The following is an 18,283-nucleotide window of genomic DNA, read 5'->3' on the forward strand; positions in this document are numbered from 1 at the left end:
GAAGCTGACTAGATATTTCCATCTAGCACATACAAAAAAGCTCCAATATCAATATTGGAGCTTTTTATTAGTCTTTATCCAGAGTTAGCGCCAGCTAAACATTCGCACTTCATTGCCCTCTTCGGGCTTCTTAGGGATGTTTAAAGACAACGCCAAAGATACCGCCGCCATCGCAGCGCCTATGTAGAACACCGTTGCAGGGGACGATAACCAAATCACCCCAAATACGACCGGAATAACAACCGCTGCAATATGGTTGATGGTGAAAGAGACACCTGCGGTTGATGCCATATCGGCAGGATCAGCGATTTTCTGGAAGTAGGTTTTGATCGCTAATGCGAGTGCAAAGAACAGATGGTCGACAACATACAGCGCCGCCGCCCATTCAGCGCTTTGTACTAAACCATAACCGACAAACACACCAATCAAACCAACATACTCGAAAATCAGCGCCTTCCGCTCTCCAACCACACCGATAAATCGACCAATACGTTTCGCAAATAAGAAGTTAAACAGGTAATTGACTAAGAACAGTAGCGTTACGTCAGCAGCCGAGTAACCAAACTTCTCTACCATCAAAAAGCCAGCAAACACGGTGAAGATCTGTCTTCTCGCGCCACTCATAAAGGTGAGCGCGTAGTAGAGCCAGTAACGCTTTCTCAGCACCAACTTCTTATTTTGCTGAGTCTTGGTTTGAAACTCAGGAAAACCAAAGGTCATCACCAAAACCAGAATAAAACCAATACCGCCAGTAATGCCGTACACCCAAGCAAAATCGAGCTTTAGCTGTTCTAACATCACCCAGATTGAGCCATAAGTAATTAACGAGGCCAACGCGCCAACAGAGATCATTTTACCCAGCATCTCAGGGGCTTCTTCTTTACTCAGCCATTGGAGTGACAAAGACTGCTTGAGCGTTTCAAAATAGTGAAAACCCGTCGACATCAAAATGGTGGTCAGCAGAAGGCCAGTGAGAGAAGGAAACAAACCGGTAATCGCCGTACCGACAGTGAGCATCGCCAGCGATATCAACATGAAGCGTTGTTCGCGAATGAACGCCAACACAAACACCACGGTAAAAGCCAAGAAGCCAGGGATCTCACGAACACTTTGCAATAAACCAATATCCGCACCATCAAAGTTCGCTTTCTCAATAACGAAGTTATTCAGCAGTGCCATCCAGCTCGAAAACGCGATAGGGACAACAATCGAAATCAGTAATAAGAAGTTTTGCGGCGTTTTCCAGCTCGCGGTTTTATCGAACATTGACGGACTCCTGTTCGTCTAATTGGTTAAGCACTCGTAAGGTAAGTTGCTCGGTATACGGGTTGATCTTCCAATGCTCAGGGCTCCAACCTTTAACAAAACGTTGAAAATCAGCCCATGCCACGTAAAACATTGGTCGCCACGCGGCTTCAACATCATCGAAAGAAAGTTGTGGTTGATAGTGCGTGAGTGCCGCTTTCAAGTATCGAAAGTAAGCCTCCAAGATCTCTGCTTCAAGCTGCGCGCAATCTTGCGGCCTAACCGCGCTGCTCATGAACAAGGCCACATCTTTCATCGCACAACCACGCCCAACGTATTGGAAATCAACGGCAGCAGCGCGCTCACTTTCTAAATCAAAGCAGAAGTTGGCGAGCTTGGCGTCACCATGTACCAAGGTTTGATATGGGCTCATCCTTAATAGATTATCAATGTGCTGCGCTTGGCTCTTAAGCGGTAAATCAGCCAATGCGTTTAACTCGTCAGGCCGCGTGTCTAAATGCCAATATGTACCGACTTGCCACAATGAAGCTGAATGTTCTTGGTCTACATTGATGTGCTTTGCGTGAAAGTTAGCGAGCCATTTAAGGCAAGCATCGCGTTGGTTTTGCTCTTCTAGTGTGTAACCAGACGCCAGATAAGGCTGAGTATCTTTGATTGCTAAATCATCAAGAGCAGCAAGTACATCAAACTGAGAGATCAACGGGAAGCCGATGTCCTCTAGGTCTTGCATGATGATAAGCCACTCGTTCTCCTGTAACTCACATTGCAGCCCTACAGGCACAGGACAACGCTCATCCCACTGTTGGGCAAACGACTGATACCACGCGGTCTCAACTTGGTAAGAGTGTACTTTACGCTGATGAGATAGCTTGGTATTCCACCCCTTCGGGTGTTCTGCTTTATCTGGCAATGCGACATGTTTAACAATTACGCTGTTGAATGAAGAACGCCTTTCTTTAGAAAAACCCAAACGGACTAATTCACCATACCCGCCCCATAGGCTTTGAATCACCTGAACATCAAACCCTTGGTGACAACCCAGTGAGGCCGCTATTTTTTGATAGAGCTCTGGCTGATTTTGACTTGAAACCGCTGCTGGTTGAGCGAGATTTTTTGACGATATTGATTGAGACATATACTCGTTGCTATGCTTTATCGGATAGAAGATGTGCCCATTGTGGCTGCCTATTCATGTAATGAATCACATAACTACAAATCGGTACAATTTTAAAACCTGCTTGTTCAATTTCAGGCAGTACCGACTCCATCATCACCTTACCGAAGCCCTTACCTTGAAGCTCATCAGGAATACGTGTCGATGTGATATGTAGTACATCTCCGTCCTTTTGATATTTAACAACCGCGAACTGGTTGGGTTTTAGCTCAACTGTGATCTGATTCGCATCTTGATCCCATTTTGTTGCGTGCATTCTCAACTCCTGAAAATAATTGATACGACAAACAATAAAAATTTGAAGTATTCATTCCTTGTAATAGACTAACTCAAGCTCATACAAATAGAACTAAGTACTTGCAAACAAAGTAAATAACTCTGTGCCACCGGCTTAATAACGAATTAGTAAAGATAAAGGCACCCTATAAATCCACACAAGTGCATTTATCCAATATATGTAATTGCACTTAATTTATGTAATTGCACCTACTAAATCTAGCACGTATTTGCCCCTTATTAGTAAGTTACCAATATAACAAACAGACGCATGTTGGCGCATGGAGAACATATAATGAACGCACCACTGAAGAAGCCTTTGGAGCATAATCAGGCACTTCAAGATCCTCGTAACCGCACCGTTTCTACGTTAAATAGCACCGATGCACTGTCCATGATAGAGCACGGCAGTGAACTGACATTAAATGTATCGACTCCAGTTGGCACTAAGTTTCTCGCCACCACCAAATTTATCGGTACGCACAGTGATAACTGCATTGTGGTAGAAGTTCCAGATGTATCTAACGACGATCTGAGCTTTTTCTTCCAAGAAGGTTTTTGGATGACAGCTCGTGCTTATTCTCTGCGAGGTGAAGGCGCACTTATCCACTTTAAAAGCCAAATTCACCATCGGGTTGGGGATCCCTTCCCTATTCTTGTGCTCTCTACACCAAGCTCGATGCAAGTAACTCAACTGCGTAAAGAGACACGCTACGAGGTGAACTTAGCTTCCAGAATCATCTTCAACGATCAACGAGCAAACTGTGAGATTAGAGACTTATCGAAAAGTGGTTGTCGTTTTGTTACCTCACCGACTTCTCGTGCGATTCAAATTGCCGATCGAGTCTCTATTGAAGTTACACCTGAGAACTACAATGGCCCACTTATACCGCCATTGAAAGGCATCATCTGTAATCTCCAAAAATCAACGCACTACGCTCGATACGGGGTAGAATTTGATGATATTGGCCGCTCTAATGCCAAGCACTTGTTGGCGAAGCTGAAGTTCGATGGCACCAAACTCTGTTTGCGAAATAGGTAAAGTCATTTAGCACATTACATTCACCGAATACCGTAAGCAGACCAGATACAGACGGCTCAATAGCGAGTAAAGTCGCAATCAAAAAAAGCCATCGATTTTTATATCGATGGCTTTTTAGCCTTGGCCATTTATCTAATTTTCAACCACTTATCTAATTGACAAGCTAGCTGGGTCTATAGATATTAGACTATTTACGCAGTGCGTTCAGTTTAGCTTGAGCGATACCAAAGATAGTATCGATTGGGTAACTACCTTCATCACTCGCCTCACCGGCGGCTTTGCCTGTAAACAGCTCAATCGCTTCGGTCACGTGGTCGATAGCCCAAATATTAAACTCGCCCTTTTCAACCGCTTTTACGATGTCATTACGCAGCATCAGGTTGTGAACATTAGAACGTGGGATGATCACCCCTTGCTCATTTGAACGTCCTTTGATTTCGCACACATCAAAGAAGCCTTCAATTTTCTCGTTCACACCACCAATAGGCTGGGACTCACCGAACTGGTTCATAGAGCCGGTAATCGCGATGTCTTGACGGTTCGGCTGCTTAGAGAATGCAGACACCACCGCACAGAACTCGGCCATACTCGCGCTATCACCATCGACGCCACCATACGATTGTTCGAAGGTGATATTGGTAGTAAGCGGTACTTTCGCTGTCTTACCAAATACCGAAGAAAGATAAGCTGATAAGATCATCACCCCTTTCGAGTGAATACTGCCGCCTAAGTCTACGTTTCTTTCGATATCAATCACTTCTCCGTCACCATAAGCGGTGGTTGCAGTGATCCGGTTCGGTGCGCCAAACATATGATCTGTCGTGCTAAGTACAGACAGCGCATTGACCTGCCCAACCGCCTGACCATCCACATGAATCAGCGTTGTACCGTTTGTGAAGGTTTCCATAACGCTGTCTTGGAGTCGCCCGACACGCATCTGTTGGTTAGATAGCGCCTGGTCGACATGCGTAGCACGAATCAGGTTCGACTTCGCCCCTTTCGCCACGTAGTTTGACTCACGAAGCAGGTTAGCAATATGTGCCGAGTGCAGCGACAACTTACTTTGGTCACCCGCCTGACGAGAACTGTGCTCAATGATCCGAGCAATCGCTTTGCGATCACAATGCAGCATGTTGTTGTCATGTACGATACTTGAAATGAAGCGTGCGTAATGCATTTCAGAATCCGCAGTACGCTTCATCTCATCTTCAAAATCGGCCGTCACACGGAACAGTTCACCAAACTCAGCATCGTAGTGTTGCAGTAGCTGATACGTGTGGTAATCACCGAACAGGATGATCTTAACGTCCAATGGAATAGGCTCTGGATCAAGTGATACCGCCCCCGTTAACGTAACCTCTTTTTCTAATGACGTGAAGCTCAATTGACGCGAACGCAGCGCGCGCTTCAAGCCTTCCCACACATAAGGTTGTTCAAGTACTTTCACGGCATCCATCAGTAATACGCCGCCATTGGCTCTATGCAAACTACCAGCGCGAATCAAAGAGAAGTCCGTAAATACGGTGCCTTTGAACGTTGCCGTCTCGACATAACCAAACAAAGAGTGATAATTCGGATTCTCTTCCACCACGATCGGCAGAGTCTCCTCCTTCTGGCTCACTATCACGTTCACCTTGTAGCGACGTGGCATTTTCTTATCCAAAGAGGCGGTCGCAACTTCTGCTTGCTCTGTGCTCTCTTCTAAGAAAATATCTGCGTTGTCGACAATGTCTTTACGCAGTGCTGTCAGGTACTTTTTAATGTCTGGATATTGGCTGTAATCTTGCTTCAGTTGCTTGATGAAGTGGGTAATAACATCTCGCGCCGTATCATCATTCAACTTTTGAACTTTCTCTGTGTACGTCTCTTCAAGCTCTGTCAGTTCACGAGAAATGGTCCGCAGCCCGACTTCCAATCCATCAATGGTTTTATCGAATTGATCTTGCTCTTCTGGCGTGAGTAAGTCGAAGCTCTCTTCAGTATGAAGATCATCGCCATTCATCGCGACAAATTGGTAGTCACCCTGAGTCGTGATCGTCAGGTTGATGCCCTTATCTTTTGCTTCTTGACTGATCGCTTCTAACGCCGCTTGTTGTTTAGCGGCCAACTGATTTTTTAATCGGTCAGCGCGGTTAAAGTACATCTCGTTATCGAATGCGAGTGGCATTGCTTTAAGAAGCTTACGCATCAGCTTTTCAATATCTTGCTTCAAACTGCTGCCAACACCACGAGGCAATTTCAGCACCTTAGGTGTACGAATGTCTTCAAAATTCGCGATATAGCACCAATCAAAAAGCTCCTGTACTTCTTGAGGATGTCGGTTTAGGTAGCGCAAGATCATGGTGCGTTTACCAAGACCATTTCGACCTATCGCATAAATGTTGTAACCCTTTTCCTTGATTGACATCGCGAACTCAACGGCCTTTTGTGCACGTTCTTGCCCGACGATTTCGTCAATTGGAGCCAGTTCTTTGGTCGACTTACATGGTAGCTTATCGAGTTCCGCTACCTTATACAGCTGTTCTGTATTGAGTCTTTGCATCGCCATCGCCGCCTCCTTAGTCCTTCATTACTTGGGTGTAGATAAAATCAGTGTAGATGTAATTACCTATAAATTTAGTGACTTACGCTACACAGCTGTTCAACTGAACAAATAACACTCAATTTACCCCGTTTTTAGCAATAACGAGAGATTTAATTCACCAACTTAGCATGTGAATGATTTTAATTTGCAATTGATAATAAATATCATTAACATTTTAGGATATTTAAAATTAAGGATGTGGACATGGAAATTGAACGCTGCTGGATGCACTACCTAAAAGCTGAACAGTTAATGGAACAAGGTCATTGGCCCGAAGCACAGCGCCTCTATAATGATGTTCTCACCTCTCTTCCTCATCACATCCAAAACGCGGCATACCAAAGTGACATCAAACCCTGCCAGTTTGCTTGCTTAATTTCAGGCCTTAGAGACGCCAGTGTCGCTCAATCAGAGATTCTCAATCGTTTAGGCCAACAGCAACAAGCCTTCGATACCTTGAACCAATCTTATGCATTGATGCAATTTATCTCTCTTGAGGGTACAGAGTTGATTCAACGTACCTTTAGGTTATTGGAAAAGCAGAGCGAAGATTTACTCAATCACCTGATCGCATTTTGCAGTGCTCAGCGCAGCTCACATTGGATGCTCGAACTAGAACAAATTCAACGCGCTCATCACCATTTTGGGCAACTTAAAACCACTTCAGAAGTTCAATCTTCACCTAATGTCTTAAATTGATAAGGATATATCATGTCGGACCGGGCCATTCTTAAAGTTAATAATCTCTCCGTTAAATTCATAACCAATGATGGAATCATTGATGCGGTAAAAAAGATTAACTTTACTCTTAATTCTAGTGAAACCTTGGCCATTGTTGGCGAATCGGGTTCAGGTAAATCTGTCTCTTCCAACGCTTTGATGCGTTTGCTTCCTGACAACGCCATTATTGATGCTCAATCGGAAATCGAATTTGAAGGTCAGTCGATACTCAACAAGACTGAACGAGAGATGCAGTCAATTCGCGGTGACAGGATCGGAATGATCTTTCAAGAGCCAATGACCTCTCTCAACCCATACCTGCGCGTGGGCACACAAGTGGCTGAAGCTATTATGTGTCATCGTAATGTATCGAAATCTCAAGCGAAACAGCGTGTACTCGAACTTTTCGACCTTGTACACCTACCAATGCCAGAACAGGCATACAACAAATACCCACATGAATTTTCAGGCGGCCAGTTGCAACGCATCATGATCGCAATGGCTCTGATCAATGAACCGGACATTCTGATTGCAGACGAACCGACTACGGCTTTAGATGTAACGGTTCAGGCTGAAGTGCTGTCTCTTATCAAAGAGATTCAAAGCAAGATGGGCATGGCGATTTTATTCATTACCCATGATCTCGGTGTAGTAAAACACTTTGCTGACCGTGTTCTAGTGATGTGCAAAGGTGAGCTAGTTGAAGAAGGGATGACTCAAGCCTTATTCGAGAATCCAAGACACGATTACACACGCATGCTAATTAACTCAATTCCGAAAGGCGCGAAGGTTCCTGTAGAAGCATCGGCACCAGAGCTACTGTGCGCCGATGATATCCGTGTTCAATTCTTGGTGAAATCCCACTTCATTAAGAGTAAAAGTCAATATTTCGAAGCCGTAAAAGGCATCTCATTGACCCTAAAACAAGGTGAAACGTTAGGCATTGTTGGTGAATCTGGATCAGGTAAATCAACACTAGGACGCGCACTGATCGGCTTGCTGCCAAGTACCGGACGTATTGTTTACAAAGGCCAAGATGTGAGTTTGTTAACCGATAAAGAACGTCACAAGCTCAAGAAAGATGTACAGATGGTATTCCAAGACCCTTATGGTTCTTTATCACCACGCATGACCGTTGGGGAAATCATCACTGAAGGTTTAACGGTACATCAACCTCATCTATCCAAGAAAGAACGTTTAGAAAGAGCGCGCAAAGCATTGATTGAAGTTCGCTTAGAGCCGAATTCAATAAACCGCTATCCACACGAGTTCTCGGGCGGACAAAGACAACGTATTGCGATTGCTCGCGCGTTGATTCTTGAGCCGTCTTTCATCCTATTGGATGAACCGACTTCAGCACTCGATCGCTCTGTACAACTGACCGTGATTGACCTACTGAAAGACATTCAAGCTAAGCACAATATCGGCTTCCTGTTCATCAGCCATGATCTCTCGGTAGTGAAAGCCTTATCGGATCGTGTATTGGTGATGCAGAAAGGTGAAGTGATGGAAGAAGGGTCTGCAGAAGAGATTTTCAATGCACCGAAAAATGACTACACCAAGAAATTAATCGCAGCGTCATTCGACTTAGAAAACAAATCGAAAAAAAATGCCGCGTAAAGGGAACTAATCAAGATTAACAGCGTCTTATAAGTACATTCTGAATAATCTCGCTACTCAAAATAATTGGAGTTGCAGCTAGGCAACAAATAAGTTCAGCCCTATGAGCATAGGGGATCTATGTGATTTGGGTGAACTTAGGCAGTTAACAACGCTGCGGCTTCAAGTATGAAGAGTAGAATGGGTTTCACTCTAGAATGGATATAGCAAAACTGGTTTGGCCGCCAAAAGAAAAATGTCGCATGGATGCGGCATTTTTCGTTTCTGGCGTATATGAAAAATCAACTCAGTGATTCATGCCGGTGATTATGAAGGTTTGCTAAAATTGACGGACTTTAAACAGGGTAGCTGATAGTCGAGTCACAGCAGCAGAGCGGCTTCGTTCAACTCGCTTTTGGACACAACCTTGCTAGCGATGATCACCGCGGAGAAGCCTCTGAACAAATACAACCCAGCATACCTATGCCTTCAGGACCGATACGGAATTAGAGAATGCTGAAGAGCAATATCGTTAGTGTTGCAATAATCCCATACTCCTGATTTAAATAAACTATCATGGAAATCTTTATCTGACACCTGAGCTCCAAGAGTCAGATTAGTGATAAGAAAATCTAAATTATTTGTAAGGGATGATAACGGAATATATGGACGAGCATCTTTTCCACTACCAAGATAAGAGACTTTGCTATCTACTCTGCCTCTAACATCAGGAAAATGAATCAACCGAAACTCACGTTCTGCCTTAAAGCTAGCGTGCTTAAAGAAACTAGGAACCAAATGTAATGCATACGCCAAGCCTAAAAAAAGGTCATCTACTTTATAATTACCTACTAGTTTCTCAATTTCTAATTCTAACAGGTTACTTAACCTCTGAACCCCATCTTTTGAACCATTGCTAATGCAGAACAATTCATAGATTGTTCTAAACAGGCACTTAATAAAGAAACTTTTTTCCTCCACATCATAAAGTACTTCAACTAGTAGGCAGCTTGGATTGTCCTGAACCTGATTCTCCATTGATAAATGATCAAAACCTAAACAACCACCTTTAGCCTCGTTTCCGTAACCTCTCCACATACTCAGATTATCATTATCTAAAAGTTCATCTTCTAAATGACTACGGCGGTGGGTACAACTGGAAATTGGCTTACTAAAACACGCTACATAACAGAGCCAATCACTATTAAAACAGTTGAAATGCTTCATGACCTCTAGACTTACTGTCTTTAAAGTGTCTTTATCATATTCATATCTAAATAGGTCATCTTCGTTAGGAAAGTCAGTTTTTTTAAAGGTATTGTGTCCCAAAAGGCTAGAATTAACAAAGTTCAAACCATTTTTATGCTCTTGCTCATCATTGCAATGACGAGAATCGAATAACCAAATATCTCCAGACAGTATGATATTCGCGCAAGAGTCTAACGTTGTATATTGGTAGAGAGTACTTCGCTCTTGTTCGGTAATATCGTATGAAGCTCGCCATTCACTTAGAGAGCGAAACGTGTCTTCAATAAATAATTTACCTATCAACTTAACCTTGTCATCAATCATTGAGCCTCCTGTTACCCTAACCATACCAATTGCATATTAGATAACATAAACAACCACTCGATAATGAGTCAACAAGTAATCACCATGTCATTAAACAGAATCGCCCCCCAACAGGCACTAGGGTTAGCAAAAATATTCCATTACATGGCGAGCCTTGTTGTTAATAAAGCTCACTAAAACACTTTGGGGCAAAAGTGATTTGGCTTACATGCCCCGTATGACCTAAAGTAGTAATTAAATTAGCTTTGAAGATTAAAAACGCCCAGTTAAGGGCGTCGTAGAGTTAATCGTAAAGTTCAAAGCCTAAGTCATCAAGAATTGACAATGTCACCGGACCCAAATCATCGCCATTAGCCATTAACTCATTAGGCATTGGAGGAATGGTTCGCCCTTTAGAATCTATACCACGTTCGTCGTCAGTCCCATTAATGTAATCGTATAAATGACCACCATCGGAAAATGGTAAGCATTCATAATCCCTATTATAAATTTCATTGTAGACAGTAACTGCTTTACTCCTTTCCATACAAAAACCTTTACCAGCAATCTCTTTTGAATCGTCTATAAACACGTCACTTGAAGTTCCAACACCAAGAATATGCGCAAATTCATGCAAAATAGTTGGCTTATAGCTTTTAGGGTCAAAATCAGGCTCATGAAGATCTGAGCTAATCCAGATAATGCCTAATGAGGGGATATTGTCTTCATACTCTTCTACTGCCGCTAAGCCGTACTCTTCCACATCATCTGACACAATGATTTCAATGTTAATTGTATGCTGATCTTTTCCATCAACCTTTTTGATTATGCCTAGCCATTTATTAGCGGCTTCAATGTATCGTTCTTTGCCATACTTAAAGTCCAAATCAAAGTTAAGGACAAAAGTTAAGTGATCATTTGATATTACTTCTTGGGAATAGTATTCAGGATAAAACTCAGAATCCTGACTGTAACCAACTGACGATAAACAAGAAAAAATGAGAGCTAAAATTAATTTTTTCATTCGAAACCCTATAATAAAGCCGTCTCGGATGACGGCTAAGTAGTGACGTTTAACTTGGTTGGATATTACAGTATTTGTCGCTTTTCTAACGTAAGCATGCGTAACACCTTAATATCGGTGCACTACAAACTGCTCGACAAATTCAGTGCGAGGTTTACTTTTCCCACAAATAAAAAATGCCACATGAGATATGTGGCATTTTTATTATCTCACAGCTAATTTAGCTCACAATTCAATACCCATATTGAACAGGGTAAACGCATAGATATCGGCGGTTAAATCGATCGCTTTGCTGAGTGGCATTCCGGCGCCATGCCCAGCATTAACATCAATACGAATCATCACAGGCACACCACCTTCATGCTTGTCTTGCAGCTCTGCTATGAACTTATAAGAGTGGGCAGGCACCACGCGGTCATCGTGATCTGCCGTCGTGACCAGAGTTGCTGGATAATCGACGCCACGCACCACATTGTGAACCGGAGAATAACCAAGCATGTATTCGAACATCTCTTTGTTTTGCGCAGATGTTCCGTAATCGTACGCCCACCCCTCACCAGACGTGAAGGTATGGTAACGTAGCATGTCTAGCACCCCAACAGCAGGCAGGGCCACTTGGAATAGCTCTGGCCTTTGAGTCATGCAGGCGCCCACTAGCAGGCCACCATTAGAGCCACCACGAATCGCTAACTTGTCGCTGCTGGTGTAGTTTTCTGCGATTAAGAACTCTGCCGCGGCGATGAAATCATCAAAAACATTCTGCTTTTGCTGCTGAGTACCGGCTTTGTGCCACGCCTTACCGTACTCACCACCACCTCGCAGGTTTGGCACAGCATACACGCCCCCCAGTTCCAGCCAACTGCCCACCGTACCCGAGAAAGAAGGCGTTAGGCTGACATTGAAACCACCATAGGCGTACAACATCGTTGGGTTATTAGCGTCCAGTTTTAATCCCTTTTTATAAGAGATAAGCATCGGAACCTGAGTACCATCTTTCGAGGTATAGAAGACCTGTTTAGATTCAAACTTATCCGATTCAAACGGAGACTCTGAGCGCTGATAGATTTCCGAGCAGCCAGATTCAACATCAAAAGAGAAAATTGTTGGCGGCGTAACATAGTTGGTAAAGGTGTAATAAAGCTGAGTTTGCTCGTTTTTACCACCCAAGCCACTGACCGTCCCCAGCCCAGGCATGTGAAGTTCTCGAACTAGGTTACCTTGGTAATCAAGCTGATCAATTTTAGACACCACATCCACCATGTAGTGCGCAAACAAGTAACCACCACCAGTACTGATGTCTAACGGCTGTGGCTTTTCTGAGATGATATCTCGCCACTGCTCCGTACGTGTATCAAAGCTCACGACCTTGCCGTTCGGTGCATCAAAGTTGGTATATAAGATGAAGACTTCATCTTGGTTATCGATTAGGTAAGTATCACTATCCACATGCTCAATCAGTGTGTTCAGAGATTGTTCTGATGATTTTAAATCGATATAGAACAGTCGGTTACCCGATGTCGATTCTTTCCCAAGAATAATCAAGTATCGATCGTCTTCAGTGGTATAACCGGACACATAACGATGCTGCTCAGCACTCTCCTCACCGAAAACTACCTTGTCGCTCACTTGCTCTGTACCCAGTTCATGGAAGTACAACTTGTGTTGCTCAGTACGAGCAGAGAGCTCACTGCCGTCTGGCTTGTCGTAACTTGAGTAATAAAAGCCACGATTACCTAACCAAGAGATACCGGTAAATTTAGCATCGGTGATTTCCGTTTCGAGCTGCTGCTTAGTCTCAGTATCAATGACAAAGATCTTGCGCCAGTCACTACCGCCCTCAGAAATGCTGTAGGCCACCAAGCTGTAGTCTCTCGAAAACGATACTGAACCGAGTGATGTCGTGCCATCTTCGGAGAAGGTATTTGGATCTAAGAAGACTTCAACTTGCTCACCCTCTTTCTGACGATAGAGAATGCTGTGGTTCTGCAAGCCATCGTTCTTATAGAAGTAGGTGTAATCACCTCGCACAAATGGCTGTGAGCTCTTTTTGTAGTCTTGCGCTTTAGCCAGTCTTTCTCGCAGTTCTGCGCGATATGGGATCTGAGCAAGGTAATCGAATGTAACTTCATTTTGACTCGCCACCCACTGCGCTGTTTCATCACTTCGATCATCTTCTAACCAGCGATAAGGGTCTTCGATTATCTGGCCAAAATAGTCATCGCTGACGATCTGTTTGTTGGTTATTGGATATTGATACTCTTTTAAATAGCTCATCGTGATCCTTATTAAAAATAATGTGAAATCGTCAGGTAACGCGTTCTGATATGTTCAATCAATAACTTAATCTTGTTCGGTGGCTGACGAGTGAACGGGTACACTGCATAGATGCCCAGTTTTTTGCCTACTAAGTCAGGGAAGATGTCCACAAGCTGGCCGTTACGAATGTCGTGATAAACCAGACAACGTGGCACGTACGCGACCCCATGACCGCCCAACGCCGCTTTTCTTAATGCCGTCGCGTTATCGGTAGAGAAAGAGCCAGAAACGCGCACGATGTATTTGTCGTTATCGGTAAAGCCATCTTTACTATGCAAAAATTGCCACTCGCTGGCACCTGTTGTTTGATAGGCGTATTGCAAGCAATTGTGCTCAACCAAATCCTTGGGCTGCATCGGCTTGCCGTTTTTAGCAATATAAGATGGCGAAGCGCACACCACCCATTGTGAATCCAATATATGACGAGCGATCAAGCTGGAATCTTCCAGATAGCCCGTACGAATCACCAAGTCCAAGCCATCTTCTACCAAGTCAACAAATCGGTTATCAAGAGACATATCGACGGTTAAACCTGGGTGCATATTACAAAACTCGGCAACAGCGTCTGCGAGTATCAAATCTCCGGAGATAGTAGGCACTGACATTTTGATATGACCACTGACATTTTCACCAAAGCCTGAAACTGCATCCATAGCCTCTTGAGCCGCCTGCTTCACATTTTTGGCCCCGTGTAACATTGCCTTGCCCGCCTCAGTCAGCGTCAATTTACGCGTGGTTCGATATAATAGCTGCACGCCAATCTCTTCTTCCAAACGCGCAATCCTCTTGCTAACTACCGAATTTGTAAGATTATTTTGCTCTGCCACCTTACTAAAACTGCCCAGTTCTACTACCTGTGAAAACAGGATCAAATCGTCTGCTCGCATTTGATTATGCCAATTTTGGAATTAATTATTTTCATTATTTCCCTATATCAATAAAAAATAAAGGGGTAAATTCACGCCAAATTAACAAAACAATTACAAAAACAGCTTTTGCAATCACATCGGTTACAAATAAAGCGACTCTAATTACAACAATTGAATCCATGAGATTCAGACTACACCTACAAAACTAATGACGTGTTATTCACTTCAAACATGAACGTTTGAAAACAAGTACGAGGAAGTACCCATGAGTGAAACTCTACTAGCTTTATTGGCCTTTTCGCCAATAGTTGTTGCAGCAATTCTGCTGGTTGGCCTTAACTGGCCTGCAAAAAAAGCGATGCCCGTGGCATTTGCGTTAACCGTTGCTATCGCCCTATTCGCATGGGATATGTCTAGCACTCGCGTGCTGGCTTCAGTATTCCAAGGCTTCGGCATTACCGTGTCAGTTCTCTGGATTGTGTTTGGCGCCATCTTCTTATTAAACACTTTGAAACACACCGGAGCTATCACCACCATCCGCAACGGATTCACTGATATATCAGCAGACCGTCGTGTGCAAGCGATCATCATCGCTTGGTGTTTTGGTTCATTCATTGAGGGCGCATCTGGCTTCGGCACACCCGCTGCAATCGCCGCTCCTTTACTTGTTGCAATCGGCTTCCCTGCTATGGCCGCTGTGTTAATGGGCATGATGATTCAATCAACGCCGGTATCATTCGGCGCAGTTGGCACACCAATTATCGTTGGCGTCAACAAAGGTTTGGACACACACAAGATCGGTGAAAGCCTTGTCGCACACGGTTCAACTTGGGACGCTTACCTACAACAAATTACTTCTAGCGTTGCGCTAATTCATGCCAGTGTCGGTGTGATGATGCCGGTTCTGATGGCAATGATGTTGACTCGTTTCTTTGGTAAGAATAAAAGCTGGACTGAAGGTTTAGATATCCTACCTTTCGCTCTATTCGCAGGTGCAGCTTTCACCATCCCTTACGCACTAACCGGTGTATTCCTAGGCCCTGAGTTTCCATCACTGATCGGTGGTTTAGTTGGCCTTGCAGTTGTCGTAACAGCAGCGAAACGTGGCTTCCTAGTTCCAAAATCAAAATGGGACTTTGAATCTGAAGACAAGTGGCCTGCAGAATGGCTAGGTTCTTTGAAAATCGACCTTGATGACAACAATTCAAACGGTAAGCAAAGCCACAAAAAGATGAGCATGGCGATGGCATGGGCACCTTATGTGCTGCTAGCTGTGACTCTGGTTGCGAGCCGTGTGAGCCCTGAGTTCAAAGGCCTGCTTAAGAGCGTTAGCTTATCGTTCAGCAACATCCTTGGTGAAACAGGCGTAAGCACTGCGATTCAACCTTTGTATCTACCTGGCGGCATCTTGGTCTTCGTCGCGCTAGTTGCGGTTCTAATGCAATCTCGCAGCGCTGCTCCACTGGCTAAAGCTTTTGGTGAATCGAGTAAGACACTGATTGGTGCTGGCTTTGTGTTGGTGTTCACCATCCCGATGGTACGTATCTTCATTAACTCTGGTGTGAACGCCGCTGATTTAGCAAGTATGCCAGTAACGACTGCAAACTTTGCAGCTGACCTAGTGGGCAGCGCATTCCCAGCGTTGAGCGCAACGGTTGGTGCATTAGGTGCCTTCATTGCAGGTTCGAACACAGTATCAAACATGATGTTCAGCCAGTTCCAATTCGAAGTTGCACAAACTCTGACTATCTCTAGTGCGGTAGTTGTTGCTCTACAAGCGGTTGGCGCAGCTGCAGGTAACATGATTGCGATTCACAACGTGGTCGCCGCATCAGCAACCGTAGGCTTACTAGGACGCGAAGGTGCAACCTTACGTAAAACGATTATCCCAACGTTCTACTACTTGGTAATGACCGGAATCATCGGCCTAGTGGTTATCTACGGCTTCAAAATGACAGACGCACTGATGTAAATCCATAAGTCGTTACAAAAGCACTTGGCGTTAATACCCAATTCCCCGACTGCAACACCGTCTAATAAGACCGTTGATGAGTTTCGGAATGGATACTAAAACACATCAACACCCTCGGGTATTAACGCCATTTTATTGCTTCTCTGTTCACCGTTTAGTTACTTCACTGTTTATTTGTTTCATAGATTAGTTGCTCCACCGATTAATAACCTAACTGGTTAATTACTTCGCTGATTAATAGCTTTACCGTTTAAGAAAGAACAAACACTTACTTTTCAAGAATTAAAGCAGCCCAAGCCAAGCTCTCATAGAAGAGCAACATCCCAAGAATTTAGGACTGAAATTATGATCATATCCGCATCGACTGATTACCGCGCGGCAGCAAAATCGAAATTGCCACCGTTTCTTTTCCACTACATTGATGGTGGTTCTTACGGAGAACATACCCTACGCCGCAACACCGCCGATCTAGCAGAGATCGCGCTCAAGCAGCGTGTCCTCAATGACATGTCGGACCTAAATTTAGAAACCGAGTTGTTCGGTGAAAAGCTGGCGATGCCGATTGCATTGGCTCCGGTTGGTTTAACGGGCATGTACGCACGACGTGGTGAAGTACAAGCCGCAAAAGCAGCGGACAACAAAGGCATTCCTTTTACGATGTCGACTGTATCGGTATGCCCGATTGAAGAAGTCGCACCTAAGATTGAACGCCCAATGTGGTTCCAACTTTACGTGTTAAAAGATCGCGGCTTCATGAAGAACGTGCTTGAGCGAGCAAAAGCCGCAGGTGTGACAACACTGGTCTTCACCGTTGATATGCCCGTACCCGGAGCTCGTTACCGTGATATGCATTCCGGAATGAGTGGTCCAAATGCAGCAATGCGTCGTGTATTCCAATCTATGCGTCATCCTAGTTGGGCAGTTGATGTTGGCCTACTTGGTAAACCGCACGACCTTGGCAACATCTCTACTTACCGAGGTTCTCCAACCAAACTGGAAGACTACATCGGTTGGTTGGGAGACAATTTCGACCCGTCGATTTCATGGAAAGACCTAGAGTGGATCCGTGATTTCTGGGATGGCCCAATGGTCATCAAAGGCATTCTCGACGAAGAAGATGCGAAAGATGCCGTGAGATTTGGCGCAGACGGTATCGTAGTTTCAAATCACGGTGGTCGTCAGCTTGATGGTGTTTTATCAAGTGCCAAAGCATTGCCTGCGATCGCTGACGCAGTTAAAGGCGACACCAAGATTCTGGTCGACTCTGGTATCCGCACTGGTTTAGATGTGGTTCGTATGATGGCGATGGGTGCGGACTGTACTTTGCTTGGTCGCTCATTCGTCTACGCGTTAGCAGCACAAGGGCAAGCAGGCGTTGAAAACCTACTTGATCTTTACGACAAAGAGATGCGCGTTGCCATGACGCTCACTGGCGCTAAGACAATCAAAGACTTAACTCGTGAATCTTTGGTGGGGCTAGATTAAGCCTCACCGTTTTAGCTATAGATTCAGACTAATGCTTTGGTCTACTTAGACTGAAGTTCAATCGGTGTCACAGCAATTCCACAGCCGTTGTGACACCGTTTAAGCACTGGAAAATAATATAAAAAACTAGGGCGTGTTGATCTTTCGAGCTGATTTTTGCAGCGAGTTGCTGGGTATTTATACAAGGCAGAGGCGTCGATGTGTAGCTAGCCTACATGAGAAGCCGATAACGTAGTAGAAATGGCCAGCAAACGCTGCCCGAAGGGTTCGGCTAAAAGCGTTTTACTCTTTGTTGAGGGGGATTTGCTTAGAGTGCTAGGCTACTTCCCCCTCGCCGCGATTAAAACGCTTTTGACTAGGCGTCCCCATTCGAACAAAATTTAGCCACGAAAGGTCAACACGCCC

At 44.4% G+C, this 18,283-nt stretch carries 13 protein-coding genes; 5 read left to right on the forward strand and 8 right to left on the reverse strand.

All coding sequences use genetic code 11. From position 1 onward, the window contains the following. Positions 1-84 precede the first annotated feature (84 nt). Genes Q5H80_RS20455 through Q5H80_RS20465 form a run of 3 tightly spaced genes read right to left on the reverse strand, consistent with a single transcriptional unit; the run spans position 85 to position 2,696 of the window. Positions 85-1,266 carry an MFS transporter gene (locus Q5H80_RS20455; RefSeq protein WP_304569969.1) on the reverse strand — a complete coding sequence of 394 codons (1,182 nt, stop codon included), beginning with the start codon at positions 1,264-1,266 and terminating at the stop codon, positions 85-87. Next, the gene (locus Q5H80_RS20460; RefSeq protein WP_304569970.1) at positions 1,256-2,401 is read right to left on the reverse strand and encodes a phosphotransferase; all 1,146 of its coding nucleotides are present in this window, start codon (positions 2,399-2,401) and stop codon (positions 1,256-1,258) included. Before Q5H80_RS20460 ends, Q5H80_RS20455 begins: the two co-directional genes overlap by 11 nt. A 10-nt stretch (positions 2,402-2,411) precedes the next feature. Continuing rightward, entirely contained in the window at positions 2,412-2,696 is a 285-nt protein-coding gene (locus Q5H80_RS20465) for a GNAT family N-acetyltransferase (protein WP_304569971.1), read from the reverse strand. Between the two features lie 315 nt (positions 2,697-3,011). Between Q5H80_RS20465 and Q5H80_RS20470 the strand changes: the two genes are divergently transcribed. Further along, positions 3,012-3,758, forward strand: a complete 747-nt coding sequence (locus tag Q5H80_RS20470; RefSeq protein WP_304569972.1) for a flagellar brake protein — start codon at positions 3,012-3,014, stop codon at positions 3,756-3,758. A gap of 187 nt (positions 3,759-3,945) precedes the next feature. Here the strand turns inward: Q5H80_RS20470 and Q5H80_RS20475 are convergent, their stop codons facing one another. Beyond that, positions 3,946-6,306: a Lon protease family protein gene (locus Q5H80_RS20475; RefSeq protein WP_304569973.1), complete on the reverse strand. Its 2,361-nt coding sequence runs from the start codon at positions 6,304-6,306 to the stop codon at positions 3,946-3,948. 240 nt (positions 6,307-6,546) lie between these two features. Between Q5H80_RS20475 and Q5H80_RS20480 the strand changes: the two genes are divergently transcribed. Continuing rightward, on the forward strand, positions 6,547-7,041 hold the full coding sequence (locus Q5H80_RS20480) for a hypothetical protein (protein ID WP_009846166.1): 495 nt from the start codon (positions 6,547-6,549) through the stop codon (positions 7,039-7,041). Positions 7,042-7,053: 12 nt separating this feature from the next. Continuing rightward, positions 7,054-8,682, forward strand: a complete 1,629-nt coding sequence (locus tag Q5H80_RS20485; protein WP_304569974.1) for an ABC transporter ATP-binding protein — start codon at positions 7,054-7,056, stop codon at positions 8,680-8,682. 468 nt (positions 8,683-9,150) lie between these two features. On the opposite strand, the gene Q5H80_RS20490 is transcribed toward Q5H80_RS20485, so the two are convergent. From Q5H80_RS20490 to Q5H80_RS20505, 4 genes are all read right to left on the reverse strand, one after another. Continuing rightward, the gene (locus tag Q5H80_RS20490) at positions 9,151-10,233 is read right to left on the reverse strand and encodes a DUF2971 domain-containing protein (RefSeq protein ID WP_304569975.1); all 1,083 of its coding nucleotides are present in this window, start codon (positions 10,231-10,233) and stop codon (positions 9,151-9,153) included. A gap of 283 nt (positions 10,234-10,516) precedes the next feature. Beyond that, positions 10,517-11,236, reverse strand: a complete 720-nt coding sequence (locus tag Q5H80_RS20495; RefSeq protein ID WP_304569976.1) for a hypothetical protein — start codon at positions 11,234-11,236, stop codon at positions 10,517-10,519. A 225-nt stretch (positions 11,237-11,461) separates the two neighbouring features. Next, complete coding sequence (locus Q5H80_RS20500; RefSeq protein ID WP_304569977.1) at positions 11,462-13,510, reverse strand: prolyl oligopeptidase family protein; 2,049 nt, start codon at positions 13,508-13,510, stop codon at positions 11,462-11,464. A gap of 11 nt (positions 13,511-13,521) precedes the next feature. Then, entirely contained in the window at positions 13,522-14,439 is a 918-nt protein-coding gene (locus Q5H80_RS20505) for a LysR family transcriptional regulator (RefSeq protein WP_304569978.1), read from the reverse strand. A gap of 247 nt (positions 14,440-14,686) precedes the next feature. Here Q5H80_RS20505 and Q5H80_RS20510 point away from each other — a divergent pair, with 247 nt between their 5' ends. Together Q5H80_RS20510 and lldD are read left to right on the forward strand one after the other, a co-directional pair. Next, entirely contained in the window at positions 14,687-16,393 is a 1,707-nt protein-coding gene (locus Q5H80_RS20510; protein ID WP_304569979.1) for an L-lactate permease, read from the forward strand. Between the two features lie 345 nt (positions 16,394-16,738). Beyond that, positions 16,739-17,878 carry an FMN-dependent L-lactate dehydrogenase LldD gene (gene lldD / locus Q5H80_RS20515; RefSeq protein ID WP_050620158.1) on the forward strand — a complete coding sequence of 380 codons (1,140 nt, stop codon included), beginning with the start codon at positions 16,739-16,741 and terminating at the stop codon, positions 17,876-17,878. Positions 17,879-18,283: the final 405 nt, after the last annotated feature.

Source organism: Vibrio sp. SNU_ST1, assembly GCF_030563405.1.
Lineage (GTDB): Bacteria > Pseudomonadota > Gammaproteobacteria > Enterobacterales > Vibrionaceae > Vibrio.

Bases quoted from the DNA above. Each gene is read 5' to 3' on its own strand.
- Q5H80_RS20475 (WP_304569973.1), bottom strand. From the start codon at position 6,306: ATGGCGATGCAAAGACTCAATACAGAACAGCTGTATAAGGTAGCGGAA.
- Q5H80_RS20485 (WP_304569974.1), top strand. From the start codon at position 7,054: ATGTCGGACCGGGCCATTCTTAAAGTTAATAATCTCTCCGTTAAATTC.
- Q5H80_RS20455 (WP_304569969.1), bottom strand. From the start codon at position 1,266: ATGTTCGATAAAACCGCGAGCTGGAAAACGCCGCAAAACTTCTTATTA.
- Q5H80_RS20480 (WP_009846166.1), top strand. From the start codon at position 6,547: ATGGAAATTGAACGCTGCTGGATGCACTACCTAAAAGCTGAACAGTTA.
- lldD (WP_050620158.1), top strand. From the start codon at position 16,739: ATGATCATATCCGCATCGACTGATTACCGCGCGGCAGCAAAATCGAAA.
- Q5H80_RS20465 (WP_304569971.1), bottom strand. From the start codon at position 2,696: ATGCACGCAACAAAATGGGATCAAGATGCGAATCAGATCACAGTTGAG.
- Q5H80_RS20495 (WP_304569976.1), bottom strand. From the start codon at position 11,236: ATGAAAAAATTAATTTTAGCTCTCATTTTTTCTTGTTTATCGTCAGTT.
- Q5H80_RS20510 (WP_304569979.1), top strand. From the start codon at position 14,687: ATGAGTGAAACTCTACTAGCTTTATTGGCCTTTTCGCCAATAGTTGTT.
- Q5H80_RS20460 (WP_304569970.1), bottom strand. From the start codon at position 2,401: ATGTCTCAATCAATATCGTCAAAAAATCTCGCTCAACCAGCAGCGGTT.
- Q5H80_RS20470 (WP_304569972.1), top strand. From the start codon at position 3,012: ATGAACGCACCACTGAAGAAGCCTTTGGAGCATAATCAGGCACTTCAA.
- Q5H80_RS20490 (WP_304569975.1), bottom strand. From the start codon at position 10,233: ATGATTGATGACAAGGTTAAGTTGATAGGTAAATTATTTATTGAAGAC.
- Q5H80_RS20505 (WP_304569978.1), bottom strand. From the start codon at position 14,439: ATGCGAGCAGACGATTTGATCCTGTTTTCACAGGTAGTAGAACTGGGC.
- Q5H80_RS20500 (WP_304569977.1), bottom strand. From the start codon at position 13,510: ATGAGCTATTTAAAAGAGTATCAATATCCAATAACCAACAAACAGATC.